Source organism: Microbacterium luticellae (assembly GCF_050408645.1).
In the GTDB taxonomy this organism is placed as follows: Bacteria; Actinomycetota; Actinomycetes; order Actinomycetales; family Microbacteriaceae; genus Microbacterium.
In genome coordinates, this window is the sequence record NZ_JBNTKE010000001.1 from 845924 (window position 1) to 871145 (window position 25222).

General features: G+C 61.4%; 26 protein-coding genes and 1 tRNA gene. 17 read left to right on the top strand and 10 right to left on the bottom strand.

Annotated elements, in window-relative coordinates; genetic code table 11:
- Positions 1 to 17 precede the first annotated feature (17 nt).
- From ACQUSW_RS04265 to ACQUSW_RS04275, 3 genes are all read left to right on the top strand, one after another.
- A tRNA-Arg gene (locus ACQUSW_RS04265) sits at positions 18 to 90 on the top strand.
- Between the two features lie 42 nt (positions 91 to 132).
- A complete protein-coding gene (locus ACQUSW_RS04270) occupies positions 133 to 843 on the top strand; it encodes a hypothetical protein (RefSeq protein WP_428931006.1) in 711 nt (236 codons plus the stop codon).
- A 2-nt stretch (positions 844 to 845) separates the two neighbouring features.
- Entirely contained in the window at positions 846 to 1484 is a 639-nt protein-coding gene (locus ACQUSW_RS04275; RefSeq protein WP_428931007.1) for a hypothetical protein, read from the top strand.
- Between the two features lie 37 nt (positions 1485 to 1521).
- Here the strand turns inward: ACQUSW_RS04275 and trmB are convergent, their stop codons facing one another.
- Together trmB and ACQUSW_RS04285 are read right to left on the bottom strand one after the other, a co-directional pair.
- Positions 1522 to 2241 carry a tRNA (guanosine(46)-N7)-methyltransferase TrmB gene (trmB, locus tag ACQUSW_RS04280; RefSeq protein ID WP_428931008.1) on the bottom strand — a complete coding sequence of 240 codons (720 nt, stop codon included), beginning with the start codon at positions 2239 to 2241 and terminating at the stop codon, positions 1522 to 1524.
- Positions 2242 to 2282: 41 nt separating this feature from the next.
- Positions 2283 to 3131: a DUF3097 domain-containing protein gene (locus ACQUSW_RS04285; RefSeq protein WP_428931009.1), complete on the bottom strand. Its 849-nt coding sequence runs from the start codon at positions 3129 to 3131 to the stop codon at positions 2283 to 2285.
- Between the two features lie 127 nt (positions 3132 to 3258).
- On the opposite strand from ACQUSW_RS04285, the gene ACQUSW_RS04290 reads away from it, so the two are divergent.
- The 4 genes from ACQUSW_RS04290 to ACQUSW_RS04305 all read left to right on the top strand — a co-directional run bounded on the left by ACQUSW_RS04290 (position 3259) and on the right by ACQUSW_RS04305 (position 7531).
- Positions 3259 to 5358, top strand: a complete 2100-nt coding sequence (locus ACQUSW_RS04290) for a TPM domain-containing protein (protein WP_428931010.1) — start codon at positions 3259 to 3261, stop codon at positions 5356 to 5358.
- Between the two features lie 75 nt (positions 5359 to 5433).
- On the top strand, positions 5434 to 6168 hold the full coding sequence (locus ACQUSW_RS04295; protein ID WP_428931011.1) for a PspA/IM30 family protein: 735 nt from the start codon (positions 5434 to 5436) through the stop codon (positions 6166 to 6168).
- 74 nt (positions 6169 to 6242) lie between these two features.
- Entirely contained in the window at positions 6243 to 7070 is an 828-nt protein-coding gene (locus ACQUSW_RS04300; RefSeq protein ID WP_428931012.1) for an arginase family protein, read from the top strand.
- A 92-nt stretch (positions 7071 to 7162) separates the two neighbouring features.
- A complete protein-coding gene (locus ACQUSW_RS04305) occupies positions 7163 to 7531 on the top strand; it encodes a Fe-S oxidoreductase (protein WP_428931279.1) in 369 nt (122 codons plus the stop codon).
- Positions 7532 to 7552: 21 nt separating this feature from the next.
- On the opposite strand, the gene ACQUSW_RS04310 is transcribed toward ACQUSW_RS04305, so the two are convergent.
- Entirely contained in the window at positions 7553 to 8032 is a 480-nt protein-coding gene (locus ACQUSW_RS04310; protein ID WP_428931013.1) for an SIP domain-containing protein, read from the bottom strand.
- Between the two features lie 235 nt (positions 8033 to 8267).
- Here ACQUSW_RS04310 and ACQUSW_RS04315 point away from each other — a divergent pair, with 235 nt between their 5' ends.
- Genes ACQUSW_RS04315 through ACQUSW_RS04340 form a run of 6 tightly spaced genes read left to right on the top strand, consistent with a single transcriptional unit; the run spans position 8268 to position 14318 of the window.
- Positions 8268 to 9233, top strand: coding sequence for an alpha/beta fold hydrolase (locus ACQUSW_RS04315; RefSeq protein ID WP_428931014.1), 966 nt, complete (start codon positions 8268 to 8270; stop codon positions 9231 to 9233).
- Between the two features lie 54 nt (positions 9234 to 9287).
- Entirely contained in the window at positions 9288 to 10820 is a 1533-nt protein-coding gene (locus tag ACQUSW_RS04320) for an ABC transporter substrate-binding protein (protein WP_428931015.1), read from the top strand.
- A 33-nt stretch (positions 10821 to 10853) separates the two neighbouring features.
- Entirely contained in the window at positions 10854 to 11804 is a 951-nt protein-coding gene (locus ACQUSW_RS04325; protein WP_428931016.1) for an ABC transporter permease, read from the top strand.
- The gene (locus ACQUSW_RS04330) at positions 11801 to 12730 is read left to right on the top strand and encodes an ABC transporter permease (RefSeq protein WP_428931017.1); all 930 of its coding nucleotides are present in this window, start codon (positions 11801 to 11803) and stop codon (positions 12728 to 12730) included. The genes ACQUSW_RS04325 and ACQUSW_RS04330 overlap by 4 nt, the downstream gene beginning before the upstream one ends.
- Positions 12727 to 13536 (top strand): ABC transporter ATP-binding protein, encoded by an 810-nt coding sequence (locus ACQUSW_RS04335; protein WP_428931018.1) that lies wholly within the window; start codon positions 12727 to 12729, stop codon positions 13534 to 13536. The genes ACQUSW_RS04330 and ACQUSW_RS04335 overlap by 4 nt, the downstream gene beginning before the upstream one ends.
- Positions 13533 to 14318, top strand: coding sequence for an ABC transporter ATP-binding protein (locus ACQUSW_RS04340; RefSeq protein WP_428931019.1), 786 nt, complete (start codon positions 13533 to 13535; stop codon positions 14316 to 14318). The genes ACQUSW_RS04335 and ACQUSW_RS04340 overlap by 4 nt, the downstream gene beginning before the upstream one ends.
- Positions 14319 to 14324: 6 nt before the next feature.
- Here ACQUSW_RS04340 and ACQUSW_RS04345 read toward each other — a convergent pair whose 3' ends face one another.
- The 3 genes from ACQUSW_RS04345 to ACQUSW_RS04355 all read right to left on the bottom strand — a co-directional run bounded on the left by ACQUSW_RS04345 (position 14325) and on the right by ACQUSW_RS04355 (position 17613).
- On the bottom strand, positions 14325 to 16034 hold the full coding sequence (locus ACQUSW_RS04345) for a hypothetical protein (RefSeq protein ID WP_428931020.1): 1710 nt from the start codon (positions 16032 to 16034) through the stop codon (positions 14325 to 14327).
- Between the two features lie 86 nt (positions 16035 to 16120).
- Positions 16121 to 16828, bottom strand: coding sequence for a uracil-DNA glycosylase (locus tag ACQUSW_RS04350; RefSeq protein WP_428931021.1), 708 nt, complete (start codon positions 16826 to 16828; stop codon positions 16121 to 16123).
- 2 nt (positions 16829 to 16830) lie between these two features.
- A complete protein-coding gene (locus ACQUSW_RS04355) occupies positions 16831 to 17613 on the bottom strand; it encodes an SDR family oxidoreductase (protein WP_428931022.1) in 783 nt (260 codons plus the stop codon).
- Positions 17614 to 17792: 179 nt separating this feature from the next.
- Between ACQUSW_RS04355 and ACQUSW_RS04360 the strand changes: the two genes are divergently transcribed.
- The 3 genes from ACQUSW_RS04360 (at position 17793) to ACQUSW_RS04370 (ending at position 21061) form a co-directional block, all read left to right on the top strand.
- Positions 17793 to 19115 (top strand): bifunctional o-acetylhomoserine/o-acetylserine sulfhydrylase, encoded by a 1323-nt coding sequence (locus ACQUSW_RS04360; RefSeq protein ID WP_428931023.1) that lies wholly within the window; start codon positions 17793 to 17795, stop codon positions 19113 to 19115.
- Between the two features lie 123 nt (positions 19116 to 19238).
- Positions 19239 to 20459: a homoserine O-acetyltransferase MetX gene (gene metX / locus ACQUSW_RS04365; protein WP_428931024.1), complete on the top strand. Its 1221-nt coding sequence runs from the start codon at positions 19239 to 19241 to the stop codon at positions 20457 to 20459.
- A gap of 26 nt (positions 20460 to 20485) precedes the next feature.
- Positions 20486 to 21061, top strand: coding sequence for a methylated-DNA--[protein]-cysteine S-methyltransferase (locus tag ACQUSW_RS04370; RefSeq protein WP_428931025.1), 576 nt, complete (start codon positions 20486 to 20488; stop codon positions 21059 to 21061).
- An 18-nt stretch (positions 21062 to 21079) separates the two neighbouring features.
- On the opposite strand, the gene ACQUSW_RS04375 is transcribed toward ACQUSW_RS04370, so the two are convergent.
- Positions 21080 to 21772 (bottom strand): NUDIX hydrolase, encoded by a 693-nt coding sequence (locus ACQUSW_RS04375; protein ID WP_428931026.1) that lies wholly within the window; start codon positions 21770 to 21772, stop codon positions 21080 to 21082.
- Positions 21773 to 21836: 64 nt separating this feature from the next.
- Between ACQUSW_RS04375 and ACQUSW_RS04380 the strand changes: the two genes are divergently transcribed.
- Positions 21837 to 22667: a serine hydrolase domain-containing protein gene (locus tag ACQUSW_RS04380; RefSeq protein WP_428931027.1), complete on the top strand. Its 831-nt coding sequence runs from the start codon at positions 21837 to 21839 to the stop codon at positions 22665 to 22667.
- On the opposite strand, the gene ACQUSW_RS04385 is transcribed toward ACQUSW_RS04380, so the two are convergent.
- Genes ACQUSW_RS04385 through ACQUSW_RS04395 form a run of 3 tightly spaced genes read right to left on the bottom strand, consistent with a single transcriptional unit; the run spans position 22660 to position 25177 of the window.
- Positions 22660 to 22971 (bottom strand): thiamine-binding protein, encoded by a 312-nt coding sequence (locus ACQUSW_RS04385; RefSeq protein ID WP_428931028.1) that lies wholly within the window; start codon positions 22969 to 22971, stop codon positions 22660 to 22662. The genes ACQUSW_RS04380 and ACQUSW_RS04385 overlap by 8 nt on opposite strands.
- 30 nt (positions 22972 to 23001) lie before the next feature.
- Entirely contained in the window at positions 23002 to 24288 is a 1287-nt protein-coding gene (locus tag ACQUSW_RS04390) for a hypothetical protein (protein ID WP_428931029.1), read from the bottom strand.
- Positions 24275 to 25177, bottom strand: a complete 903-nt coding sequence (locus ACQUSW_RS04395) for an ADP-dependent NAD(P)H-hydrate dehydratase (protein ID WP_428931030.1) — start codon at positions 25175 to 25177, stop codon at positions 24275 to 24277. The genes ACQUSW_RS04390 and ACQUSW_RS04395 overlap by 14 nt, the downstream gene beginning before the upstream one ends.
- Positions 25178 to 25222: the final 45 nt, after the last annotated feature.

Genomic DNA, 25222 nt, shown 5'->3' on the forward strand with positions numbered 1-25222 from the left:
ATAAAGTCAACCGGTACGCCTCCGTAGCTCAGTGGATAGAGCGCCGGTTTCCGGTACCGTAGGTCGCACGTTCGAATCGTGTCGGGGGCACTGCAATCATCCTGTGTTTGCGTTAATGAGGACAACGTTTGTGTGCGCGCTGGATTAGGCCGCAGCATCCGATGCCCCTCTTTTTTTATTTTCCGTCAGCGGCGACGCACTCGCGTTGCTGTCACTGGCCGCTCGTTTAGTGTGCGTCTTCGTGTGATCCCCGGAGGGATTCTTATGCGTTTGCGCCAATGGAGCGCCGTCAGCCTGCTTGCTGTGGCTGCCGTCACCATCACCGGATGCGGTGCCGACACGGCACGCACTGCCGAACTGGGTGCACCGCTGTCTGTACCCGTCGACAGCAGCGGTTCGTTTGACACCGATGGCACGCTCGACATCACGGTGACCTCGGTCGAAACCGCGACCGTCGCCGAACACAACGACGAGGTCGGCCTGCCCGATGAATATGCCTCCGGCACCCTGTTCTTTGTGACTTTCGACGCGACCATGGCAGAAGGTGACTACGACGCAGGAGACGTGTATACCCTGAGCGACTACAAGTGGGCAGCGCAGGGTGTCGACAAGGTCGAGATCGCAACAGTGCGGCCGGGAATTCTTTCGGACGACGTGATCGCCGGATGCGACATGTTCACGCGCGACGACGCAGAAAAGCTTGCAGCAGGTGAGACCGTCACGGCCTGCCAGCTCTTCGCCGCGACCGAAGCCGACGCCGCCATTGACCAGATTGTTTATGACGCCCCGATGATCAGCCGGCGCGGCAGTGCCAAGGGCTGGCGCTGGAACATCTCCGAGTAATCATGACTAGCTCACAGACACATCGCCGCGCGGCGCGCGCACTAGCGGCACTGCTTCTACCTGCCGCGCTTGTGCTTGCCGCATGTGCCCCCGAACCTGCGCCCAGTCCCGAGCCGACGGCTCCGGTAGAAACAAGTGCCCCGGATGCCGCAGAATCGCCGTCACCCGAGGCCACACCCGAACCCGAAAAGCCTGCCACGCCCATAACCCTGGCCTCGGCAACGTCGGCCGAACTGTGTGCTGCCCTGGATGCCTCGGCAACGCTCGAGCAGACCGTCGACTCCCCCGTCACAAAAACAATCGCTTTCGATGACGAGGTGGGCTGCAAGGCTGTACTGCAGCGCGGAGCGGTGATCGTCAAGGTGCTACCGGATGCCACCGCAGGACCCGACTCTGCACACCTCGACCACGATATGGGCGGATGCACCGACTCCGCTCGCGAAGATACGGCGATCGATGGTGCGGCTGTGGCCAGCGTGGTGTGCTCGGACCGCCGCGGAATGACAGCACTCACCGAACTCTCGGCCAACGGAGTGCGGGCTTTTGTGCGCCTGAATTCACACCCCGGCAGCTCGATTGCGGCCGACCCGGTACTGGCCGGTATCGGCGAGCTGTGGCGCGAACTGTTGGCGGCTGCATAGGGCTGCTGGCGACAAAGGCCACCTTTGTACGGCCGTGCTAGACGCGACGACGATACGTGAGATCGCGAATAGCACGGCCTTTTTCTTTGCCTTTACGTTCAAAAGCCGTCATGACACGGCCATCAAAACGCGGTGCCCACTCGCCGTCGAAGCCGCGCTCAAAAGCGGGGTCGCTATCGAACACCTCGCGCATCTGCAGCGCATAGTCTTCCCAATCGGTGGCCAGTCGCACGATCCCGTCGGCGGCCAGCGCACGGGCTGCCATGCCCGGAAAACCATCACGGACCATGCGCCGCTTCGTGTGCTTTTTCTTATGCCAGGGGTCGGGAAAGAAGATCCACAGTTCATCTATGGCACCGGCGGGAAGAAAGGTTTCTAGTACCTCGGGTGCATTCGCCTCTGCCAGCCGCAGATTCTTCGCACCCGCACGATCAGCATCGAGCATGGTGCGGGCAAGGCCCGCCCGAAAGACTTCAACCGCAAGAAAATCGCGCTCAGGATGCGCGGACGCGGCCGCAACAATCGCGTGTCCCTGACCCGACCCGATTTCGACGGTGAGCGGCGCACGACGCCCATACTCGGCGGCCACGTCGAGCCGTGCATCCGGATGCACCGAAGTCCATGCTTCGGCGCGAGGCAGATCCAGCAGATACGCCTCGGCAAGCTCGGCAAAAGCACGCTCTTGCGCCTGTGACATACGACCACTGCGGCGCACAAACGACACGGGTTCATCACGGAAAGTACGGGGTTCAGGCATTCGTCCAGCGTACCGTCGCCAGCCTCGCTGCTGCGCGTGGGCTATTGCGCTGCCGTTGGAGCCGTGACGAAGTCGATGAGCTCTTCTACTCGGCCCAGCAAAGACGGCTCAATATCGCGAAAGGTGGTGACTTTTGACAGCAAAAATTGCCAGGCCCGCGCAATGTCGGCCTGGGATTCATGGGGCCAACCGAATGCCCGGCAAATCCCAGTTTTCCAGTCTTGCCCGCGAGGAATAGTGGGCCACGCGGCAATACCGACGGCAGTGGGGGTAATGCACTGCCACACGTCGACATAGGGGTGTCCCACCATCAATACGTGCTCACCGTGCGGCCCCTGCGCAATCGCTTGAGCTATGCGTGATTCTTTCGAGCCAGGAACCAGGTGGTCAACCAGCACGCCATAGCGTCGGCGTGGCCCGGGCGGGGCTTCGACGAGCAGGGAATCGAGCAGGTCAATGCCCTGCAAATATTCGACGACAACACCCTCATGCCGCAGGTCGTCTCCCCACACTTTTTCGACGAGTTCGGCATCGTGCCGCCCCTCGACAAGTATGCGGCTGGGTAGCGCCATACGCGCCCGTGCCTGCTCAACAGCAAATGACCCGGATGCTGTGCGACGGCGTGACTGCTGTGAGGCAGCGGGCGCAACCAGCTGCACCGGATCACCATCGATCAGGAAACCGCTCCCCATGGGGAACATTCGGCGACGACCGCGGCGGTCTTCTAATTCAACATGCCCGGCTTCTATGCGCGTGATGGCTCCGCAAAATCCGTCACTGGCTACTTCAACCACCAGGTCGCGATCGGCAGCGACCTGCGCAATTTTCTTGCGGCCGCGCTCGCGCCAGCCGTCGGCGAGCACGTCGTTTCCGTACCTGTCGTTCCACACCCTTCCACCTTAAAAGCATCCGCTGACATTGGCCGGGAAGCCCTCCACAGGCGCGATCAAAATTTTTTCCCCTGTCGAAAGATACGCATAGACTCGTCAGGGTTAGCGGCGTTCGGAGGGAGCACGCATGACACGGGCTTTAACGTTGGTGCACGGCATCCGGTTGGCAGTTGCAGCAGCCGTGGTGCTGCTGCTTTCGCTGGCAGCGATTCCCGCGGCGGCTATAGGCCCTGTCACACTCAGTTCTGGCTTCATCACCGACACGGTAAACGTGCTCTCGGCGACAGAAAAAGATTCTGCTGAGCAGCGACTCAACGACCTTCACAGCGACGGCACGATGAGCCTTTTCGTTGTGCTCGTTGATGACTTCACCGACCCCGGTGATGCCCAGGAGTGGGCCGACGCTGTCGCTGCCGATAACGGTCTTGGCACGCATCAGTACCTGCTTGCCATTGCGGTTGAGGGCCGCAACTATTACATTTCTGCGCACAGTGACGGCCCGGTTTCCTATGACCGTGTCGGCGAGGTGGAACGCTCGATTGCCCCGCTGCTATCGCAGGGAGAATGGGGCGAAGCAATTATTGCTACCGCCGATGGACTTGCCGGTAGTCGTGCTGGTGCCACGGGCAGTGGCTCTGGTGAGGGTGGCGGAGCCTGGGGAGCTCTTCTCGGCCTGCTGGTGGTGGGCGGAATCATCATCGTCGTCGCGATCATTATGCAAAAGCGCCGGCGGCCTGCGCAGCAGAAACTCACTCCCCATGCTGGCGGGCCTGACGGCCGCTTCGCGCACACCAGTGATGAAGAACTTGAACGCGAAGCAGCGCGTGCTCTTGTTGCTATGGACGATCACATTGTCGGCAGCCGCGAAGACCTCGGCTTTGCCGCAGCCCAGTTTGGCGATCAGGCCACACAGCGTTTTTCTGAGGTGATCGCTGCGGCGCAAGAAAAAGTTGACGAGGCTTTCGACTATCGACAAAAACTTGATGACGAGATTCCTGACACCGACGAACAGCGGCGCGCATGGCACATCGCCATTATCGAACTGTGCGAGCAGGCCGATGAAATTCTCGACGAGAATGTGGCAGCATTCGATGAATTGCGCAAGCTGGAACAGGGTGCTGACGAAGCACTGCAGCAGCTCATAACGCAGCGAGAAAAAGCCGAGGCGGTTGTGGCTCAGGCGCCGCATGATCTGCAGCGCCTGCATGAGAACTATGACCAGAGTGCTCTTTCAACAGTCGCCGATAACGCCGAGCAGGCCCGCAGTCGTCTTGCGCTCGCAGACACGGAAATTAGTCGCGCGACGACGCTACTCACAAAAGGTAAGCGCGCCCAGGCAGCCTTCGCTATTCGGACGGCCGAGCAGGCGATTGCGCAGGGCGAGCAGCTCAGCCACGCCATCGGCACACTAGGACGCGATCTGGCGATCACAGAACAGCAGGCGCACGACCTTATTGCCGATATCACCAACGACCTTGCACTCGCCGCAAGCCTGCCCGATACCGATGGGCGGCTGGCGTCGGTGATGAGCAGCACCAAAGCCGAAGTTGACCGCGCACGCGCAGAGCTTGCTTCGCCGCTGCGCCGACCCCAACAGACCCTCGAGACGCTGACCGCCGTCAACACGCGCATCGACGACATTGTGGCTCGGGTCCGCACAGAGCAGGAACAGATTGCTCGCGCCGAGCAACAACTGGCAGGAACCATGGCCCAGGCTCAGGCCGAGCTGGCCACGGCGAATGACTACATCGCCACCCGTCGAGGGGTATTAGGCCCGACTGCTCGCACGCGGCTCTCCCAGGCCCAAGCGTCGCTGCAGCAGGCCACAGCCCTTCAGCTGAGCGACCCGCCCTCGGCGCTCGCGCACGCACAGCGTGCACTCAACCTGGCTCAGCAAGCAACGATTAGTGCGCAGGCCGAGTTCGGCAGCGTCGGCGGCTGGAGCGGCCAGGGGATGGCCGGCGCAGGCTGGGGTGGTCAAGGAATGGCAGGAGGCTGGGGTGCACCGCGACGACAGCGCAGGAGCGGCTCGGTCGGCGGCGATATTCTTGGCGGCATCATTGGCGGCATCATCGCCGGTGGCATGAGTTCTGGCCGGTCGTCACGCCGCGGTTCTTCGCGCAGTAGCTCCTCAGGGTGGCGGTCATCGGGCGGGCGCCGCAGCGGTGGCCTAGGCCCTTCAAGTTTTGGTGGCAGCAGAGGACGACCAGGAGGTGGTCGTTTCTAACCGCTGACGCTCTTCTTGTCTTTATCCCTATTACGTAATGTTGTTACACCTTCGGTTCACGGAAAGGACCACCCCATGGCTAAGCAGTCCATCTTCGGTCGTATCTCGACCCTCATGAGGGCAAATATCAACGCGCTTCTCGACTCGGCAGAAGACCCGCAGAAGATGCTCGACCAGCTCGTTCGCGACTACACCAACAACATCGCCGACGCCGAGTCGGCCATTGCCGAAACGATCGGCAACCTGCGCCTGCTCGAACGTGACCACCAAGAAGACGTACAGGCCGCCGCTGAATGGGGGCGTAAGGCTATTGCCGCCAGCACGAAGGCTGATGAACTGCGCGGACTCGGTAACACTGCCGACGCCGACAAGTTCGACAACCTTGCGAAAATCGCGCTCCAGCGCCAGATCGGTTCGGAACGCGAGGCATCGTCGGCACAACCTCAGATCGCTGCACAGACCGAGATTGTCGACAAGCTGAAGTCGGGCTTGAACGGTATGAAGCAGAAGCTCGAAGAGCTGAAGTCAAAGCGCAGTGAACTGCTGGCACGCGCCAAGGTTGCCGAAGCGCAGAACCGTGTACAAGACGCAGTCAAGTCGATTAATGTTCTTGACCCAACCAGCGAAATTGGTCGCTTCGAAGACAAGATTCGCCGTCAAGAAGCCCTCGCGCAGGGCAAGGCAGAAATTGCTGCGTCTACACTCGACGCCCAGTTTGAAAGCCTCGACGACATGGGCGAACTCAGCGAAGTCGAACTGCGACTTGCTGCCCTCAAGTCGGGCAACCCTCCCGCAGCGATCGAAGAATAATGTGATGGGCGGGCCTATAAAAGCCCGCCCACCCATCCCCTTTCGTAGCGCGACGACGATGACGCGAGGTTTTCATGGCACAGTTTGTTGTGGTTCCCCAGTGGCAGGGTTCTTCTGCGCCACGAGCCATGCTGTTAGCCGACGGTGCTTCAGCAATCGCTGGCGATCTTCCGCGCGCTCGCACTCAGGTGCTCGACGTACCACTCGAAGCAGGCGATGCCCTCGACAGTGGCGTGCAAAGGCTCAGTTCGCTTCAGCGCGTTCGCGACGTTCTTATTGATTCATTGCACGAGACTCTGCAGCGGCATCCGGAAGACCATGCCGTCGTCATCGGCGGTGACAGCGGTATTTCGCCCGCCGTACTGTCGGCCCTCGCAGTCGACCCCGACGACACAGCACTGCTGTGGTGCAGCGCACAGCCGGGGCTCTGCTCACCCACCACCTCAGTCTCGGGAGCCTTCACCGATATGGCGGTACGCGCCATGCTGGCCGACGAAAAGATGCCACTGGCCGCAACGCCCGGCATAGCCCCGGAAAAAGTGATCCTCGTGGGTGCCCGATCAGCCGAAAACGATGACGCACAACTGAGAGAGCGAATGACGTCGGTTGGCGTCGATCAGCTCGCTGACCCCGCCAGCCTGGCACAGGCCGTTGCACGCACCGGAGCAACCCGCGTGTTCGTGCACATCGATGTCGATGTGCTTGATCCCTCATCGCTCTCGGGCGTCTTTACCCCTGCGCCCTTTGGGGCATCCCCCAGCGAGCTGGCCACCGCGCTGCGTACCGTACGAGAACACACCTCGCTAGCGGGCGCATGCCTTGCTGGTTTTGCTCCTGCCTCACCCCTCGACGCGGTGAATGACCTGGGCTCGATTCTGCGCTTGATCGGAGCATTGGCATGACACACCGTTCTGCGCTCACCGGTGCGCATCGACGCGTGATTGAAGAACGCGCGGCCGTTATTCTTGCCGAGGGGCGACGCCGTGATCGCCGAATGCCCAGCTTCTTGCTGCGTTCGCCGCTCAGCCGTGCCGGATTCCTGTGGGCCACTGCTGTCGGGTGGGCGTGGGGCGCCCTGTGGAGCACGGGGCGCATTGAACGTCGCGCCGGACTCTGGATCTTTCGAGGCATGCCATCGTGGACACATGCCCGTGGCGGTGTCTGTGTGGGCGCATGCTTTCTCACCGGCGACACCGAACCCGACGACCGAGTACTCAACCACGAACGAGTGCACAAAATTCAGTGGCTGCGCTACGGCATGATGCTACCCATCATGTATCTTTTTGCCGGTCGCAATCCGCTCACGAACCGTTTCGAAATCGAAGCGGGGCTCGAAGACGGCTACTATCTGCCGCGTCGCTGATAGCGCGTAGACAGCAACGAATCAGTGGCGGGGCAAGATGCCGAATTCGGCGGGAGTATCGATAACTGCGGCGTCAACGCCCATGTTGTCGACAAGATGCTCGGTAATGTCGGCGGTCGAAACATAACCGCCCATCAGCGTAATGTGCGTGCTCGACTCTGCCGCGTCGTGCTCGGCCACGAACATTTCATTGGCCCAGGCTGTTACTGCACGGGTAAGTGCCATGCCTCGGCGGCAGCGTTTACCGCTCCCTGGCTGGCCGCTACGCGAGTCGCGCGTCAACCACGTGACCGTCATGCGTGCAGGGGCGTCAATGGGCACGATTGCTGATTGATCGGGCACCTCAATGAAGATACGTCCCGTGCTGCACAGTGGCAGTGTGGCCAAAAGTGCCTGCAGCGGAGCGAAGGAGTGTTCATCGGCTGCAATAAGGTGCTGCACCGTCGCATTGCGAGAACGACGGCGAGCGCGCGGCGTGAGAGGTGCGGCAATCGAGTTCATGATGAAGCCATAGTACCACTTACATAGGCATGCCTAACCTCACTCTTGCGCCGAATCGCGCACGAGAACAACTCCTGCACTACCCCGGCGACTGCACGCGCTACACGACTCGCAAAATCATATTGCCCAAAAATTGCTGAGTAAACTAATCGGTTTGCCCAATTATTACCGCCAATTCCTTGGCACTTTGTTTTGGCATTTCCCTATTACCCCTGATTCAGAGCACAATAAGTGCGTGACCAATGAGACCACCGAGTTCTCCTACCTCGACGCCCAGGCTGCTGCGCTGGGGGTCGAATCGCCGACGGTTGCTCGTGTACACCTCACACTCGCCGACGGCCGCGAACTCTCTGCCCTGCGCTTTGGCGTTGAAGAACCTGTCGCACTGTTTTTACACGGCGCGGGGCTCAACGCCCACACGTGGGACGCCACCATCCTCTCACTCGGGCTTCCTGCCCTCGCCATCGATCTGGCCGGGCACGGTGACTCTTCGTGGCGCAGCGACGCCAACTACTCCCCCACAACCCTTGCCGATGACATCGCCCAGGCCTGCCGCGCGTGGACCACACGACCCCAGATTTTTGTGGGGCACTCACTGGGTGGCCTCGCGGCGGCAGCGCTGGCTGCGCGGCATCCGGAATTTGTTGCACAGCTTGTGATCGTCGACATCACTCCCGGTGTCGACATGAGCGCCGGCCCCGCCATGCTGCGGCAGTTCTTTGCCGGGCCCACCGATTTTGCTTCACGCGAAGAACTCGTCAATAAAGCCATGCAGTTTGGTCTGGGCGGCAGCCACGCCGACACCGAACGCGGAGTTTTTTTGAACACGCGTGTGCGCGATGACGGCCGTGTTGAGTGGAAGCATCACTTTGCCCATATCGCAGCCCAGGCACTCGACAACCAGAACGACGATGTTCCTGCACTGCTGAGCGAACAGGGCTGGCACGACCTAGCAGCCGTGCGCGCTCCTATCACCCTGGTTCGCGCCCTGCACGGCTTTGTTACTCCCGACGACGCCGCCGAGTTTGCCCGACGAGTGCCACGAGCCATCGTCACGGCACTGGATGCCACCCACAACGCACAAGAGACGGCATACAACGAGTTAGCCGCTCTTGTACGAGCGCGGTACACACCTGAAGCATCCGGTAGCCCCGCAGCATCCGGTGACCCCACAGCATCCGGTAACCCCACAGCGCAGTAGCGCACCAACCCCTGTTGTTTCCCCTGCCTTTTTGTTCACGAGAAACGAGTCCGCATGATCCGCCACCCCCGAGGCCTTGCGCTGTTCGCTGTCATCGCCGCTTCGGCAATAGCCCTGACCGGTTGTTCGGGCTCTGCCGAGCCCACCCCCACCCAGGCTGTGACGGGCGAGGTGAATCCCGACGCCACACTCACCGTGGGTCTTGTCGCAGAACCCGACAACCTTGATATCCGTCACACTTCGGGTGCTGCGCTCGAACAAATTCTTATCGACAACATTTATGAGGGGCTCGTCACGCGCACACCCGATAACTCGATCGTGCCGCGGCTTGCCGACGACTATGAGGTCTCAGAAGACGGCCTGGTCTACACGTTCACGCTGCGCGATGAACTCAGTTTTCACAGCGGTGCGGCGCTCACCTCGGCCGATGTGCTGGCATCGTTCCAGGCTGTAAAAGACGATGAAACAATCAAGGGACACAGCGACTTTTCTTCTGTGGCCTCGATAGCTGCCCCGGATGCCACAACCGTTACGATCACCCTGAGTGAACCCGACCAAAACTTTCTTTTCGCACTCACCGGCCGCGCCGGTCTCGTTTTTGCCAAGGGCGACAAGACCGATATGAAAACGGCCGAAAACGGCTCGGGGCCCTTCACGCTCTCGAGTTGGAACAAGGGTGCAGCGATCACGTTTGACCGGGCAGAAGAATACTGGGGCGAGCCGGCCGGTGTGGCAGAGATCGTCTTTGAGTACATTCCCGACCCGACCGCGGGGGTCAACGCCGCCATCGATGGCACGCTCGACGTGCTGACCCGCGTCGAACCCGAGCTTGCTTCGCAGATCGAACAAACCGGTGAGTTCACGCTCGTACAGGGACGCACAACCGACAAGGGCACCCTTGCGTTTAACAACGTTCGTGCCCCGCTCGATGACAAGCGTGTGCGCGAGGCACTGCGCCTCGCCGTTGATCACGAGGGTCTGATTGAAGCCCTCGGCACCGAGACTGTCAGCTTCGGCACAACACTGTATGGCCCGATCCCTGCCCTCGACCCCGGCTACGAAGACCTCTCTGCTGTCGCACCACACGACCCGAAACGAGCGCAAGAGCTCCTCACCGAGGCCGGGGCCGAGAACCTGTCGCTCACGCTCACAATCCCCAACTTTTATTCGACGACGATTCCGCAGATGCTGGTCTCTGACTACGCGAAAGTAGGCGTGGAATTGAAGGTGCGCGCAGTGGAGTTTTCTACCTGGCTCGACACCGTCTACAGTAAACACGACTATGACTTGAGTTTTGTTGTGCATGTTGAACCGCGTGATTTTTCGAACTTTACCGACCCCACCTACTATTTCGGCTACGACAACCCGAAGGTGCAAGAGCTGTATCAGCAGTCGCGCAGTGAACCGGATGTCACAAAGTCCGAGGCCCTGCTGGCAGAAGCAGCCCGCCTGGTGTCAGAAGATCACGCGGCCGACTGGCTGTACGACTGGATGATCACCTCAGCAGTACGCCCCGAGGTTTCGGGCTTCCCCACCGGCAGCATTAATGCGCGACTCGACCTTCGTGGCGTCACCGTCTCGGAGTAACAGTCCAGCCACGACCGATAAAAGAACCTGGCCGTGATTCGTTACGTTCTGACCCGAGGGGCCCTGCTGCTGGCGGGGCTCCTCGTGTCGAGCATCATAATCTTTGCCGTACTGCGGGTCTTTCCCGGAGATGTTGCACAGATTCTTGCCGGAGAACAGGCAACGCCGCAGCAAATTGCGGCGCTGCGCGAATCACTGGGGCTTCATCAACCGCTGCTCACCCAGTACACGTCGTGGATGAGCGGCGTGTTCGTGGGCGACCTCGGCAAGTCGATGCTCACCGGGGTGCCGGTAGCTCAAGAGATTGCGACGAAGGCGCAAATCACGGTTCCGCTCGGCCTGATGGCGCTCACGATTGCTCTTCTTATCGCGCTACCGTTCGGCATTGTCTCGGCCATGCTCCGTGGCAAGCGCACCGGTACCGCCATCAGTGTCGGGGCACAATTTCTTGCCGCCGTACCCGTCATTTGGGCGGGCATGATGCTTGTCGTCGTGTTTGCTGTGTGGCTGGGTCTTCTGCCAGCACAGGGGTTTCCACGCAGCGGCTGGGCGCAGCCGGGGCTGGCACTGCGTGCACTCATACTGCCCGCGCTGACGATCGGAATCGTCGAGGGCGCTATGCTACTGCGTTTTGTGCGCAGCGCCACTCTGCAGGCAGCCTCACAAGATTTTGTTCGCACAGCGGCCGCAAAAGGACTCACACGCCGACGCGCTCTCATCACTCACGGTATCCCGGCGGTTGGGCTCTCGATCATCACCGTGCTCGGTCTCCAGGTGGCCGGAATCGTCGTCGGCTCGGTCGTGATTGAGCAGCTCTTCTCACTGCCCGGTATCGGCCGGATGCTGGTGACCGACGTCGGCAACCGAGACCTAGTGAAGGTGCAGAGTGAGCTCTTAGTCCTCACAGGATTCGTGCTCGTGATCGGATTCCTCGTCGATCTCGTACACCACGCGATCGATCCCCGTCAGCGGGAGGCAACATGACGCAGCCACAAAAACTGCAGGCGCGTACGGGCCGCCTACCGGCGTGGATTCGTGCGCTGTGGAGCATCCGGATCGGGCGCTGGAGTGCCCTTGTCGTTGTTTTTATCGGCGTTGTTGCCGTGCTCTCCACCGTGTGGACTCCGTTTAATCCGCAAGAAACGAGTGTGTCGCGCCGCTGGGTAGGGCCGTCATGGCCCCATGTTTTGGGCACGGATGGTTCGGGGCGAGACATTCTGAGCCTCATCATGGCGGGCGCGCAAACGACTATTTTTGTTGCGGCAGGAGCAGGAATTGTGGCAACGCTCGTCGGTATCAGTCTTGCCGCGCTGGGAGCGTTAACCCCACGCTGGATGCGTGAAACCGTCGCAGTGTTTGTCGATATTCTCATTGCCTTTCCTGTGCTCATCATCGCCATGATGATCTCTGCCATCTGGGGCGGCTCACTGTGGGTGGTGATCTGGGCCGTCGGTATCGGTTTCGGGGTCAATATTGCCCGCGTCACTCGCCCCGAACTTCGCCGCGTGCAGCAGAGCGACTTTATTGTTGCCGCGCGTGCCTCGGGTCTTGGCCGCACCGGCATTCTGTTTCAGCACCTTCTGCCCAATGTCGCACCGGTTTTCACTGTGCAACTATCGTGGGCGATGGCTGTTGCCGTGCTTGCCGAAGCGAGCCTGTCGTACTTAGGTTTTGGGGCCTCTGTCGTCGACCCATCGTGGGGTATTTTGCTGTCCGACTTGCAGGGATACATCCGGGTGCACCCGCTTTCCGTTGTGTGGCCCGGTCTCGCCATCACCATCACGGTGCTCTCTCTCAACCTGCTCGGCGACGCCCTCCGTGAAGCCACCGACCCCACGCTGCAATCCAACGACGCATCACCACACACCGACACCGAACCTCCCGTACCTCTTCCGGGGGTGGTCGCATGAGCCTCGAAGTCTCTGACCTCACCATCCGCTTCGGCACACGCACAGTGGTCGATGCGGTGTCGTTCTCGGTTCCCGACGGCGCCCGCGTGGGCATCATCGGAGAGTCGGGGTCAGGAAAATCGTTAACAGCGCTCGCCATCATGGGGCTGTTGCCCGCGAGCGCGCACGTATCGGGCAGCATCCGGTGGAATGATCGAGAACTATTGACGCTGTCTGACCACGCATTGGCGCAGGTGCGCGGGCGCGAAATCGGTATGGTTTTTCAGGAACCGCAGACAGCGCTCAACCCCATTCGCACGGTGGGTAGACAGATTGCCGAATCCGTACGTATTCATCACCGGATGCCGCGATCCCAGGCTCGCACACGAGCGCTCGAAGAAGCCCGTCGTGTGCGCCTGAGCAACCCAGAAACGATCGTCACGCGATACCCGCACCAGCTTTCTGGCGGGCAGCGTCAGCGGGTGGCGATTGCGATGGCCCTGGCGGCACACCCGCAACTGTTGATCGCTGATGAACCAACAACGGCACTGGATGTCACGATTCAGGCCGAGGTTTTGCAGCTGCTTCTGTCGCTTGTTGATAGCGAGGGGATGTCGCTGCTATTTATTACGCACGATCTGGCTGTGCTCTCGCAGGTGGCTACACACGCGATTGTTCTTGAACACGGTCGGGTTGCCGAGGCCGGTTCGGTCGAGCAGCTATTGCATGACCCGCAATCGCCCATCACGCAGGGACTACTGCGCGATGCGGTTGCGACGCTGTGGAAGCCGAGCGACAGCACGGGTGCTGAGGGGGCCGGACTATGAGCATTATTCGCGCCGTCGGGCTGGGTCGAGAGTTTCCGCTCCCCCGCCGCACGCTGTTTCACCCGCGCCGATCAACTGTGGCACTGCACCCCACCGATCTTTCCGTCAATGCAGGCGAAGCGCTCGGTGTCGTCGGCGAGTCAGGCTCGGGTAAATCGACCCTTGTTCGGCTGCTGCTGGGCTTAGACACCCCCACAACAGGTACGGTCGAGGTGGCGGGTCGGCCTGTACAGGCGCGTGCTTCGGCACGTGAATTGCACTGGCTACGCCGCGAAACCGGCATTGTGTTTCAAGACCCCTATGCTTCGCTCGACCCGCGCATGACTGTTGCCCGCAGTATCGGGCAGCCACTGCGCGCGCTCGGAGTAGAGGGTAGTCATGATGCGCGAGTGCTCGAAGTTTTGCAGACGGTGGGCCTCGACGCCGATATGGCACAGCGCTACCCCCACGAATTTTCGGGTGGACAACGGCAGCGTATTGCGCTGGCACGGGCCATCGTGCATCGGCCACGCATTCTTATCGGTGATGAACCGCTCTCGGCCCTCGACGTAACAGTGCGCGCTCTCGTGCTCGACCTGATTCGTCAGCTGCGTCGCGACGACAACATGACGCTGGTGATCGTCTCGCACGACATCGGTGTTGTGCAGAGTCTGTGTGACACGGTGGCCGTGATGAAAGACGGCCACATCGTCGAACGCGGAACGGTCGACAGTGTGCTGCTCAACCCACAACAGGCCTATACGCAGCGACTCCTGTCGGCCGTTCCGACTATTCCTCGCTAACCCCGTCTACTCGTCGTCATCAGCTCCGCGGTATCGACGGTACGGCATGCTGTTCCAGGTGCGTGCAGCGAGAGCGTCGGGCTCGAGGCATCCGGGAATCTCGGCCAGCAGACGTCGCGCTGCGGCCAGTTCACGCTCGGCCTCGTCGCGGTCCTGATACATGAACTCATCCGACGCGGTTTCGGGTGCCTGATTGAGTTTTTGTTCGAGCTCGTTGACCAACTGCTCTTGTTTGGCCCGCAGCCCCTCGCGGGCTTCTTCACGCCACGCAGGTTGCAGTGCCCGGTTGTGGTCGAGCACAGCACTGTATTCGTCGTACACATCTTGATAGATGAGAGCAGCGTGCTCACGCACATCGCGAATGACCGCTTCAAGGTCGTCGAGCGTCAGTTCTTCTACCGTGAGCGGTCTCGCACGGCGTTCACCACCCAGGCGCGTGTACTCCAGGTAGAAGGGGAACATGCTCTTAATAACCTTGCCGATGGGGTCGATCGTGGCACGCCCGTCTTCGTCGACACCCTTGGGCTGGATCCCTTGAATAGCGGCCAACGCTGATTCGGGGCGAACGATTTCTTTGGGCGGCATGTAGCCGTAGCGCAGCAGCTCTCGAATGCCGGTGCCCGAAATATTGAGCCGATAGCGCACGTCGTCGCTAGCGGTTGTGCGTGCGGTGGCGTGAATGGATGCGCGGGCGTCGTAGAACACTTCGTGAAAGAGCCGCACGTCAATCCCGAGTTCTTCGTGACTGTAGTCATCGAAGATGGAGTGGCTGGCGTACTTGTCGTAATAATCGCCAATTCCGGCATGGTCACGACCGATGAGCGCGTGCGTGCACCCGTAATTTTTCATGATGAGCGCGTGCAAAATGGCTTCGCGCGGTCCGGCAAAAATGTAGGTGACGCGCAGCGGCGACAGAATCGACCGGTCGGTGGGATAGTACTGCTCCATGACGTTTTGGTAGCCGCGGATGCGGTACTCGTGGCGCACGTACTCGCGCTTGGCCATTTCAACCAGCGGTTGCAAGAACAGCCCATCAACCTCTTCGAGCGCATTGCGGTGGATGTATTCGTGGCCGCGGTGCAGCGGGTTGGCCCCCGTAATAAAACCTGCGACCGAGCCAAACTTCTTCTCTTCGTAGAACAGCCGCCAGGTGTCTTTCGGCTCGCGGCGCAGACCCTCGAAGGGGCCCCAGTCGACGCGATTGAGCAGGTGCAGTGTGCCACCGAGCGCTGTTTCACCCATGCGGCGATAGATCGAGTCGACGCCGGGGTGATTGCGGTCGGTGGTTCCGAACAGCTTTTCGGCACGAAAATCTCGGTCATAAGCAAAGATGTCTTCGATAGCGAGAATGGCCACCGGATCGTTATTGCTGTCGGTGAGCGCAATGTCATCGCCGACCGAAAGCCCCGCGATGATGTCGGAGTTGACCTTACCGATGGGCGCAAAGCTCAAGGGAACAGGCCACACTGTGCCGTCGGCCAGCCGCCCTTTTTCAAGAACCGAGAGATAGTCGGCCTCATTCATAAATCCGCGCGCCGGCGACAATACACCGGTAGCAATCATCTCAATCGTGATGATTGCTTCAAGATCGACCCGGATGCTGGGCAGCGACCGGGCCCGTGTAATCTCGGCTTCGCGCCGGTCGGCCGGTACGACCTGGTCGACGAGCGTGCCTCCGTGGGGTTTTTGCGGATAGCGGTCAAAATCAAGCGCCATGACGTTTCGAACTTCCCTGTCCTTGCCACATGTGCAGTCGTTGCAGTGGGTGCGTTTGCTATGAGACGGATATCTCCCGGGTCACCTTAGCCCAGATTGATGGCCGGCAATTGCCAATCCACAGGCGGAGCGGACTGCTGGCGCAAGAGGTCGTTGACGCGAGAAAATGGGCGGGATCCGAAAAATCCGCGGTGCGCTGACAGGGGTGATGGGTGCGCCGAAGAAACCGTTGCGGTCGTGCCCAAAAGGCTCACGGCTGCGCGGGCGTCATTGCCCCACAGCACAGCAACGAGCGGCATACCGCGAGAAGCGAGCGCCTGCACGGCGCATCCGGTCACTTCTTCCCATCCCCAACCCCGGTGGGAACCCGCGGCTCTTTCTTGAACGGTCAAAACACGGTTGAGCAGCAGCACCCCCTGTTCTGTCCATGCAGAAAGATCACCGTGGCCAGCCGGAGAAATACCGAGGTCATCGTGCAGTTCGCGATAAATATTGTTGAGACTGCGCGGCAGCGGTTGCACCTCGGGATGCACCGAAAATGACAGCCCCACCGCGTGCCCCGGGGTGGGATAGGGGTCTTGCCCCAGAATCAACACCCGCACGGCAGAAAAAGGCTGGCGAAAGGCCCGCAGCACGTTGTGCCCCGTGGGCGCATAGCGGCGCCCGGCGTCCTGCTCTGCTCGCAGCCGGTCGCCCAGCTGCGCAATAGTGGTCGCAACCGGTTGCAGCACCGGCACCCACGAAGAATCAATAACGCCGTTATCCGCCAGCTGCTTCAGGCTCTGGCCCGGCACTGTTACTCCTCGGTGACCACACGCAGCGGACCACGTGCTAAGAGGTGCTGGGCCGACTGTGCAACAGGCCGCATCGTGACAAGGTCGAGGTTGACGTGCCCGGGGGCGTTCAGCGCATAGGCAATGACTCCGGCGACGTCGTCGGCGACCAGCGGGGCGTCAACACCCTCGTAGACGGCGTCGGCGGCACCCTGGTCACCGCCCAGGCGGTTAAGCGTGAACTCTTCTGTATGCACCATGCCGGGTGCGACCTCGATTACCCGCAGCGGTTCGCCATTGAGTTCCTGCCGCAGCGCATGCACAACCATCGACTGTCCTGCCTTGGCCGCGTTATATCCGCCGCCGCCGGGGTATGCCACCTGCGCTGCCGTCGACGTAACAAACAGCGTGTCGGCGTGACCACTCGCTGCCGCCGCCTCGCGAAGCAGCGGCAAAAACTCGGCGATGAGCAGCTGAGTCGAAAGCACATTGGCCTCAAACATCCACTGCCAGTCATCGGGCACCCCGTCTTCGACGCGATCGGTACCGCGCGCCCCACCGGCGACGTGCACAAGAGCATGCACCGGGCCGCTGGCGGAGAGAGTGTCGGCCAGGTTCGCAACGGCGTCCGGATCTGTGAGATCGCAGGGTGCTGCGACGGCGCCGGTTTCTTCAGCGAGTTGCTCGAGGCGATCGACCCTACGGGCAACCCCCACGACATCCCATCCACTGCTGCGCAACGCCCGCACGGTCGCTGCACCGATTCCCGAACTTGCCCCGGTTACCACGGCACGCCTATTAACCATGTCTCCCACCGTACGACGGTATGGGTGCTCGCGCACGCACCACGTGCTCGCGCGTGTTACGTAACATTTCCCATTCGTTGTTGACAAAGCAAGAGTTCCGTAGGCTCGAACCATTACCCGCACCCACCCGGCGTTTTTCACACACACCTTTGACTACCTTTTTCACCAGGGGAGAAATCATGTCTGCTGCCGACAACTGGCGCTTTGAGACCAAACAGATCCACTCGGGCGCTGCCCCCGACCCCACAACAAAGTCGCGCGCAACACCCATCTACCAGACCACGTCGTACGTGTTCGATAACGCCGACCACGCAGCCAACCTCTTCGCGCTGGCCGAGTTCGGCAACATCTACACCCGCATTCAGAACCCCACGCAAGACGTGCTCGAGCAGCGCCTCGCCGCACTCGAGGGCGGTACGGGCGCACTCGTGCTTGCCAGTGGTCAGGCCGCATCGACCTTCGCGATTCTCAACATCGCCAGCGCCGGCGACCACTTTGTTGCTTCCAGCGCCATCTACGGCGGCACCTACAACCTCTTCAAATACACGCTGGCAAAGCTCGGCGTTGAGGTTACTTTTGTGGAGAACCAAGACGACCCCGAAGAGTGGCGTCGGGCCGTACGCCCCAACACCAAACTGTTCTTTGCCGAGACCATTGGCAACCCCAAGATCAACGTGCTCGACATTCGTACGATTGCCGACATCGCGCACGAAAACAACGTGCCCCTGATTGTTGACAACACGATTGCCACCCCGTACCTCATCCGCCCCTTCGAGCACGGTGCCGACATCGTTACCCACTCGGTTACCAAGTTCTTGGGCGGCCACGGCACCACGATCGGTGGCGTCATTATTGACGGCGGCACCTTCCCCTGGTCGCAGCACGTCGACAAGTTCCCCGGCCTTACCGAACCCGACCCCTCGTACCACGGCGCCAGCTACACCACCGCCGTCGGCGACGGGCTCGCCTACATCATCAAGGCGCGCGTGCAGCTACTGCGCGACCTTGGCTCGGCCATTTCGCCGCAGAGCGCCTGGAACCTCATTCAGGGCGTTGAAACCCTGTCTCTGCGCATCGAACGTCATGTTGAGAACACGCAGCACATCGCCGAGTGGCTCGAAAACCACGACGACATTGCGTCGGTCAACTACTCAGGCCTGCCCTCGTCGCCCTGGTACGAAGCAGCCCAGCGCTACTCCCCCAAGGGTGTCGGCGCCGTCGTATCGTTCGAGCTCAAGGGCGGTGTTGAAGCCGGTCGTGCATTCGTCAACAACCTTGAACTGTTCAGCCACCTCGCCAACATTGGTGACGTACGCTCGCTCGTGATTCACCCGGCATCGACCACCCACTCCCAGCTCTCGCCCGAAGATCAACTCTCGGCCGGTGTCACTCCGGGCCTCGTGCGACTGTCGGTCGGACTCGAAAACGTCGAAGACCTCAAAGCCGACCTCGAAAACGCGCTGGCTGCCGCTCGTGCAGCCGCTGAATCAGCACGCGTCTAAGCTGCTTTACTGCCGGATGCTCCGTGCCCGTGTGGCGCAGAGCATCCGGCGTTTTTGTTCTCCTGCCGACACGTCGAACGTAATCTGGCCGACTCTTCCTCGTGGAGTGGAGAGAATGGAAGCATGGACTGGCAGACGACCTCAGAAGACAGTGTGCCCTCGGCACGCGTAACCGAGGCCGACGTACGGCTCCTGCGAGCGCGCCCACCGGCGACAGGAGCATGGCGTGATGGCGACCCCGCAGGCGAGCGAAAATTCGCTACTTTTGGTGTGTTTCGTACCGAAAACGACGGGGAGCTTCCCGGCATCCGGATGGCTTACGAAACTTGGGGAGAACTGAACGCCGCCCGCGATAATGCGGTACTCATTTGCCATGCGCTCACGGGCGACAGCCATGTTGTCGGCGAGGCAGGCCCGGGGCACCCGACGGCCGGGTGGTGGTCGGGCATGATCGGGCCCGGATGCCCCATTGATACCGACCAGTGGTTTGTCATTGCACCGAATATTCTGGGCGGGTGCCAGGGGTCGACGGGCCCCGCGAGCATTGCGCCCGACGGCTATGAGTGGGCTTCGCGTTTTCCGTATCTGACAGTGCGCGATCAGGTGGCAGCTCAGGTGTTGCTGGCCGATGCACTAGAAATTAACCGCTGGGCTGCCATTATTGGCGGCTCTATGGGTGGTATGCACGCTCTGGAGTGGGCAGTGACTCACCCTGAACGGGTGGCGCGGCTGGCTATTCTTTCGTCTCCGCCGGTAACCACCGCCGACCAGCTGGCGATGAACTTTGTGCAGCTCGAAACGGTGCGCATGGATCCGCGGTTTGCCGGTGGTGAGTATTACGATGCCGTCATTGGCGATGGCCCGCACCGTGGGCTTGCGCTGGCCCGTCGCATGGCTCTGCTGAACTATCGCAGCCCGGTGGAGTTGAATCAGCGTTTTCAGCGGTCGTGGCAGTCCGATCTTTCTCCGCTGGGCCACGGCGGCCGTTTTGCGGTCGAAAGCTACCTCGATTTTCATGGAAATAAGTTCACGCGCCGCTTTGACGCCAACAGCTACATCACCCTGGTTGAGGCGATGAATTCGCATGACGTTGGTCGCGGGCGTGGCGGTGTCGAAGACGCGTTAAAGCAGGTGACGGCCACAACGCTTGTGCTCGGTATCGACACCGACCGACTATTCCCTGTTGACGGGCAGCACCGTATCGCGCGGGGCGTGCACAACACACTCGATGGCAAAGAAGCCGTTGTTGTCACGAGCGATTTCGGGCACGATGGTTTTCTCATCGAAACCGATGAGGTGGGCATGCACCTGCAGCGCCTGCTGAGCGCAGAACCCGGTGAATAGCAGCACCAGACGACGAGGAGAATGCGGTGACCACGGCAACTTTCACCACTATCGACACCCCCGACGGGCCCTTCACCGTCATTGTCGATGACGCCGGTGCTGTACTGGCATCGGGCTGGAGCAGCGACCCCGAAGCCGTGCTGCACCGCATCGCAGCAGCGCACCGCCCAGCACAGCTGGCAGAAACGGGTGCCCCCGGTGACGCAGATGCCCCCGGTGACGCAGATGAACTGGGCAACGCGGGTGCCGCTATCGCCGCGGTGCGCGCGTACTATGCCGGCGCTCACGATGCGCCGTTGGCCATTCCTGTTGTGCAGTACGGTACCGCTCTGCAACAGCGAGGTTGGGCAGCGCTGCGCGACATTCCCGCCGGGCGGCCCCTGAGCTATACCGAGTTCGCTGTGCAGCTGGGGCAACCGGGCGCCGTGCGGCCCGCAGCATCCGTGTGTGCTCGCAACGCTCCGGCGCTGTTCGTTCCCTGTCACCGCGTGCTGCGCGCCGACGGTTCACTCGGCGGTTTTGCGTGGGGAACCGCGGTAAAACAGGCGCTGCTTGGTCGCGAAGCATCCGGAAACACGGTATCCGGGAGTCTCGGAGGCTAGCGGCGGTCTCTGCGAAGGCTACGGATGGTGCGTGCGGACGTACCGCCACGGCAGCGTTTCGTAGTCGAGCCGGTGCCGAGCATTATTATCTTTGCCGCTCGTGTGCTCATGGTCGCCCTCCCACACAAGCGTTCTGTTCGGTGCGGGTAATGCCACGGTCGTGAAGGTCTCGATCCCCTGTGTCGTGTACCGCGCCTGTGTGCTGCGGAGCGCTTCGTTGACGCTCGTATAGTCGCGCAGGTTCGCCAGCGTCACCCACGTGGGCGGAAACAATGTCAACTGCCCCGCCGCATGCTGGTCAAGTGCTGTCTGCGGGCTGAGCCATACAGCATCAACAATTTCGTCGGCGGCGAGGGTGAGCTGCTGCTGTGCGTGGCCGGCTTCCGGATGCTGGGCAAGAAAGAACCATGTGTGAATACGCGGCGAAATACCCATCGGCGGAATCCATCGCGACAGCGGTACGAGGTCGTGCAGCACAAGCCCGCACTCCTCGACGGTTTCTCGACGCGCGGCCGCCTGCGCGCTGAGTAATTCGTTCTCGGGGTTTGTCGCATGCCCGTCGCTTGTCTCCACTTTTCCGCCCGGAAAAACCCAGGCGTTCGCGAATGATCCGCGAGCGGGGCGAAGCAGCAGCAAGACCTCGATCGCTGTGGCGTCAGGAGCCTGCCGGATAACAACCGTGGTTCCGGCCCTCACCGGCTGCTGCGTCATGTGTTTACCCTACGGCCGTCCACACCCAAATGTGGGAGGATGCCTGCGAGGCGAGAGAGGATCCATGACCACACAACAGCTCGAAGCAGCACTTGGCCGCATCGCAGAATGGCCCGTTGATAATGCTGCTGCCGCCGTCGTTGCGGCCAATGGCACGGTGCTCGCTCAGTATGGCGACACCCAGCGGCGTTTTGCTTTGGCTTCCGTCACGAAACCGCTGTCGGCTTTTGCCGCGCTCGTCGCCGTGGAAGAGGGTGTGTGTGAACTGGATGACGCTGCGGGGCCAGAAGGCTCAACGGTTCGGCACCTACTGGCTCATGCTTCAGGGCTCGATTTTTCTGAGGACCGGGTGTGGGCACGGCCCGGCGAGCGCCGAATTTACTCGAATCGCGGGTTTGATGTGCTCGCCCACACACTGCACGAGCGTTCGGGTATTCCTTTCGCCACCTATATGGAGGAGGCACTTTTTCAACCGCTGGGAATGACCGGTAGTTCTCTCGATGGCTCGGCTGCCGCTGCCGGTACGTCAACCGTGAGTGATCTGGCACGTTTTGTGGCCGAATTGCAACAGCCCACTGTTGTTGCCGAGCAGACTCTGAGCGAAGCAACGACGGTCGTTTTTCCGGGGCTTGACGGAATGCTGCCCGGCTATGGCACGCAGCGCCCCAACGATTGGGGGCTCGGGTTTGAGCTACGCGGCAATAAAACCCCGCATTGGACGGGCGCGAACAACTCTGCCTCCACCTTCGGCCATTTTGGGCAGAGCGGCACGTTCTTGTGGGTTGACCCGCAGGCGCAGGTCGGCTGTGTTGCCCTCACCGACCGAAACTTTGGCGCCTGGGCGAAACCACTCTGGCCCGAACTTTCGGATGCTGTACTGACGGCGCTCAGCTAACCACCTCACCGACGGCCTTCTCGAGCCGCTCGATCTTGCCGTCGATTTCGCCTTCGTAGCCGGGGCGAATATCGGCTTTGATGACGAGCGAAATACGTGAGCCGAAGGGGGCGACGGCGTCGGTGGCGCGGCGAATAACATCAAAAACTTCGTCCCATGTGCCTTCGAGCTCAGTGAACATGCTTGAGGTGCGGTTGGGCAGGCCGGAGTCTCGCACAATCTTCACGGCTGCGGCCACGGCATCGTGTACAGAGCCGTCGGCACGGCCGGTTCCCGAGGGTGCAACAGAAAAAGCAACGAGCATATTCATCCTCCTGATAGGGCTACCACAAGCTTAAAGAGCCTGCCGGTAGGTGGCGTGTATTCCCCGCACGGCCACTGCGAGCACAGCCACCAGCAGCAGGTTGCGCAGCGTCACGATGGCAACGGCCCAGGGTACAGCTGCGGTAAGCCACGCATACGACAGCGGGTAGATCACAAAGGTGAGCGCAGTGGCAGTAATCACCATGGCTGCTAGCATCCGGTACCCCGGGGTGCGCAGCGCCACCACCATCATGGTGGGCACAACCAGCCAGGTATGAAACTGTGGCGACCCCACCTTATTCGCAACAATCAGCGCGGCCACCAAGGCCAATGCGGTTGGTGCAACCAGCGCGGTCGCATCACCACTGCGTTTCGCGCACACTATGGCGACCGCAACAATTGCTGCCACCGCGACAATCAGCAGCGGGTTCAGCAGTGCCGAAGCAGCCGCAGTGCCGGGGCCCGTCACTTCAAACGTCAATATTTCAAACGAGAAATGAATCTCAGCCTGGCCTCGGGCAGCCAGCCACAAAAACGGTGTCGCTGCGACCGACTCAATTTGCAGGCCACGTTCTCCCTGGTCGGCCACAAAACCGAGCAGGTGCGATCCTCCCCCGATTCCGACAATCGCCAGCATCACGGCGCCGGTCACGCTCACGGCTCCAACCAGCACCCGCCACCGGTCCCGCAGCACCGCAACTGCGGCAAGAGCCACCGCGCCGGGCCAAATTTTTATCCACGCACCCACCGCAAAAAGCACACCGGCAAGTACCGGATGCCGCACAAGGGCCAGCGACGCCATAACGGCTAGAGGCACTGCAATCGCGTCAATGCGATACATGCCTACCGGCCCCAGAGCGGCAAACGACAGCGCCCACACGAGTGCTGCCGCGTGGCGACGATGCACAGTGAGCAGCACGATCGATGACGATGGCCTGCCCATGAGCAGCGCAAAAGCGACACAGTCAAGAATTGTCACCAACCCCGCCCACGCCCACGCATAGGCAACGGCAGGGCCAAGCGCGGGCAGTAGTGCGCCCAGTAGTTGCGCGAGGCCGCCCGCCACAAGCATCGGCAGCATGGCCAGGTGCGGGTACACCCAGCGCTCATCAATTCCCACGATGGTGCCGCCCGTGACGGCATCACGCACCCAGGGCTCATACACGCCATACACATCGTGCATGGCGTCGCCCGGCACTCCCCAGGCAAGCACCGCCACGACAGCGTGCGCCCCAACAAACAGCAGCCACAGAGCAGCAGCATTCCACCGCGCGTCAACCACCCGCCACCGCCGAGTTACGGGCTCACTCTGCGTCATGCGTGAGCACCTCGTGTACCGCGTACGGTAGCGCTTCGGCAACATCCATCGCCACAATCGGTCGGCCAATTCCTGCATCGGTGCCCGCCACACCCGCTGCTATACGAGCAGCATGACCGTGCAACCATACGGCGGCCGCCGCAGCGTCATGCACAGCGGCATCCGGATGCTGCGCAATTACCGCTCCTATAACGCCACCCAGTACGTCTCCGGCCCCGGCCACCGCCAGCCATGGTGTCGCCGATTCCACACAGTAAACGTGCTCGCCGGGCGCGGCAATCAGCGTGGAATACCCCTTCAGCACAACGGTCTGTTGCAGGCGTTCCGCAGCGCGCGCGACGACCTGTGCCCGCTGTGCGAGCACCGCAGAAGGTGATGCAGCCGATGCATTCTCTGCGGATGGTAGTTGGCAGTCGGTCCAGCTTTGTGCCGCGCACAGGCGTGCGAATTCTCCTGCGTGCGGCGTGAACACGAGGGGTGCGCCGTCGCCGCGCAGGGCAGCCTGAACGCCGAGGTCGATGGCCCCCGCATCAACGACCACGGGCGCGTGCCCGCTCATGAGTTGCTGCAACTGCGCGGTGTCGTTCGCCGATCGCTCGGCGGCATCCGTGCCCGAACCCACCACCCAGGCTTCGCATCGTCCCGTGCCGATCACCGTTTCGGGCCGGCGCGCCAATACTTCGCCGGCAGCCTCGCCCACATAGCGCACCATTCCGACGCCCGACCGCCACGCACCCTCAACCCCTATAACTGCAGCACCCGGGTACCTGTGTGAACCCGTGCGGATTCCGACCACGCCCCGCGAATACTTGTCGTCGGCGGGTGTCGGTGCGCGCAGCAGCATCCGGGTCGAGGCTATCGTGCACTGATGCGGCTGCGAAAGTGTCATGCCTTTACGCTAGTGGCAACCCCCGACGCCTGGCCGATGCCTGTG

What these genes read in the sequence shown, in the direction of transcription:
- ACQUSW_RS04275 (WP_428931007.1), top strand. Translation starts at nt 846, where the DNA reads ATGACTAGCTCACAGACACATCGCCGCGCGGCGCGCGCACTAGCGGCA.
- trmB (WP_428931008.1), bottom strand. Translation starts at nt 2,241, where the DNA reads ATGCCTGAACCCCGTACTTTCCGTGATGAACCCGTGTCGTTTGTGCGC.
- ACQUSW_RS04290 (WP_428931010.1), top strand. Translation starts at nt 3,259, where the DNA reads ATGACACGGGCTTTAACGTTGGTGCACGGCATCCGGTTGGCAGTTGCA.
- ACQUSW_RS04295 (WP_428931011.1), top strand. Translation starts at nt 5,434, where the DNA reads ATGGCTAAGCAGTCCATCTTCGGTCGTATCTCGACCCTCATGAGGGCA.
- ACQUSW_RS04300 (WP_428931012.1), top strand. Translation starts at nt 6,243, where the DNA reads ATGGCACAGTTTGTTGTGGTTCCCCAGTGGCAGGGTTCTTCTGCGCCA.
- ACQUSW_RS04305 (WP_428931279.1), top strand. Translation starts at nt 7,163, where the DNA reads ATGCCCAGCTTCTTGCTGCGTTCGCCGCTCAGCCGTGCCGGATTCCTG.
- ACQUSW_RS04310 (WP_428931013.1), bottom strand. Translation starts at nt 8,032, where the DNA reads ATGAACTCGATTGCCGCACCTCTCACGCCGCGCGCTCGCCGTCGTTCT.
- ACQUSW_RS04320 (WP_428931015.1), top strand. Translation starts at nt 9,288, where the DNA reads ATGATCCGCCACCCCCGAGGCCTTGCGCTGTTCGCTGTCATCGCCGCT.
- ACQUSW_RS04330 (WP_428931017.1), top strand. Translation starts at nt 11,801, where the DNA reads ATGACGCAGCCACAAAAACTGCAGGCGCGTACGGGCCGCCTACCGGCG.
- ACQUSW_RS04335 (WP_428931018.1), top strand. Translation starts at nt 12,727, where the DNA reads ATGAGCCTCGAAGTCTCTGACCTCACCATCCGCTTCGGCACACGCACA.
- ACQUSW_RS04340 (WP_428931019.1), top strand. Translation starts at nt 13,533, where the DNA reads ATGAGCATTATTCGCGCCGTCGGGCTGGGTCGAGAGTTTCCGCTCCCC.
- ACQUSW_RS04345 (WP_428931020.1), bottom strand. Translation starts at nt 16,034, where the DNA reads ATGGCGCTTGATTTTGACCGCTATCCGCAAAAACCCCACGGAGGCACG.
- ACQUSW_RS04355 (WP_428931022.1), bottom strand. Translation starts at nt 17,613, where the DNA reads ATGGTTAATAGGCGTGCCGTGGTAACCGGGGCAAGTTCGGGAATCGGT.
- ACQUSW_RS04360 (WP_428931023.1), top strand. Translation starts at nt 17,793, where the DNA reads ATGTCTGCTGCCGACAACTGGCGCTTTGAGACCAAACAGATCCACTCG.
- metX (WP_428931024.1), top strand. Translation starts at nt 19,239, where the DNA reads ATGGACTGGCAGACGACCTCAGAAGACAGTGTGCCCTCGGCACGCGTA.
- ACQUSW_RS04375 (WP_428931026.1), bottom strand. Translation starts at nt 21,772, where the DNA reads ATGACGCAGCAGCCGGTGAGGGCCGGAACCACGGTTGTTATCCGGCAG.
- ACQUSW_RS04380 (WP_428931027.1), top strand. Translation starts at nt 21,837, where the DNA reads ATGACCACACAACAGCTCGAAGCAGCACTTGGCCGCATCGCAGAATGG.
- ACQUSW_RS04385 (WP_428931028.1), bottom strand. Translation starts at nt 22,971, where the DNA reads ATGCTCGTTGCTTTTTCTGTTGCACCCTCGGGAACCGGCCGTGCCGAC.
- ACQUSW_RS04390 (WP_428931029.1), bottom strand. Translation starts at nt 24,288, where the DNA reads ATGACGCAGAGTGAGCCCGTAACTCGGCGGTGGCGGGTGGTTGACGCG.
- ACQUSW_RS04395 (WP_428931030.1), bottom strand. Translation starts at nt 25,177, where the DNA reads ATGACACTTTCGCAGCCGCATCAGTGCACGATAGCCTCGACCCGGATG.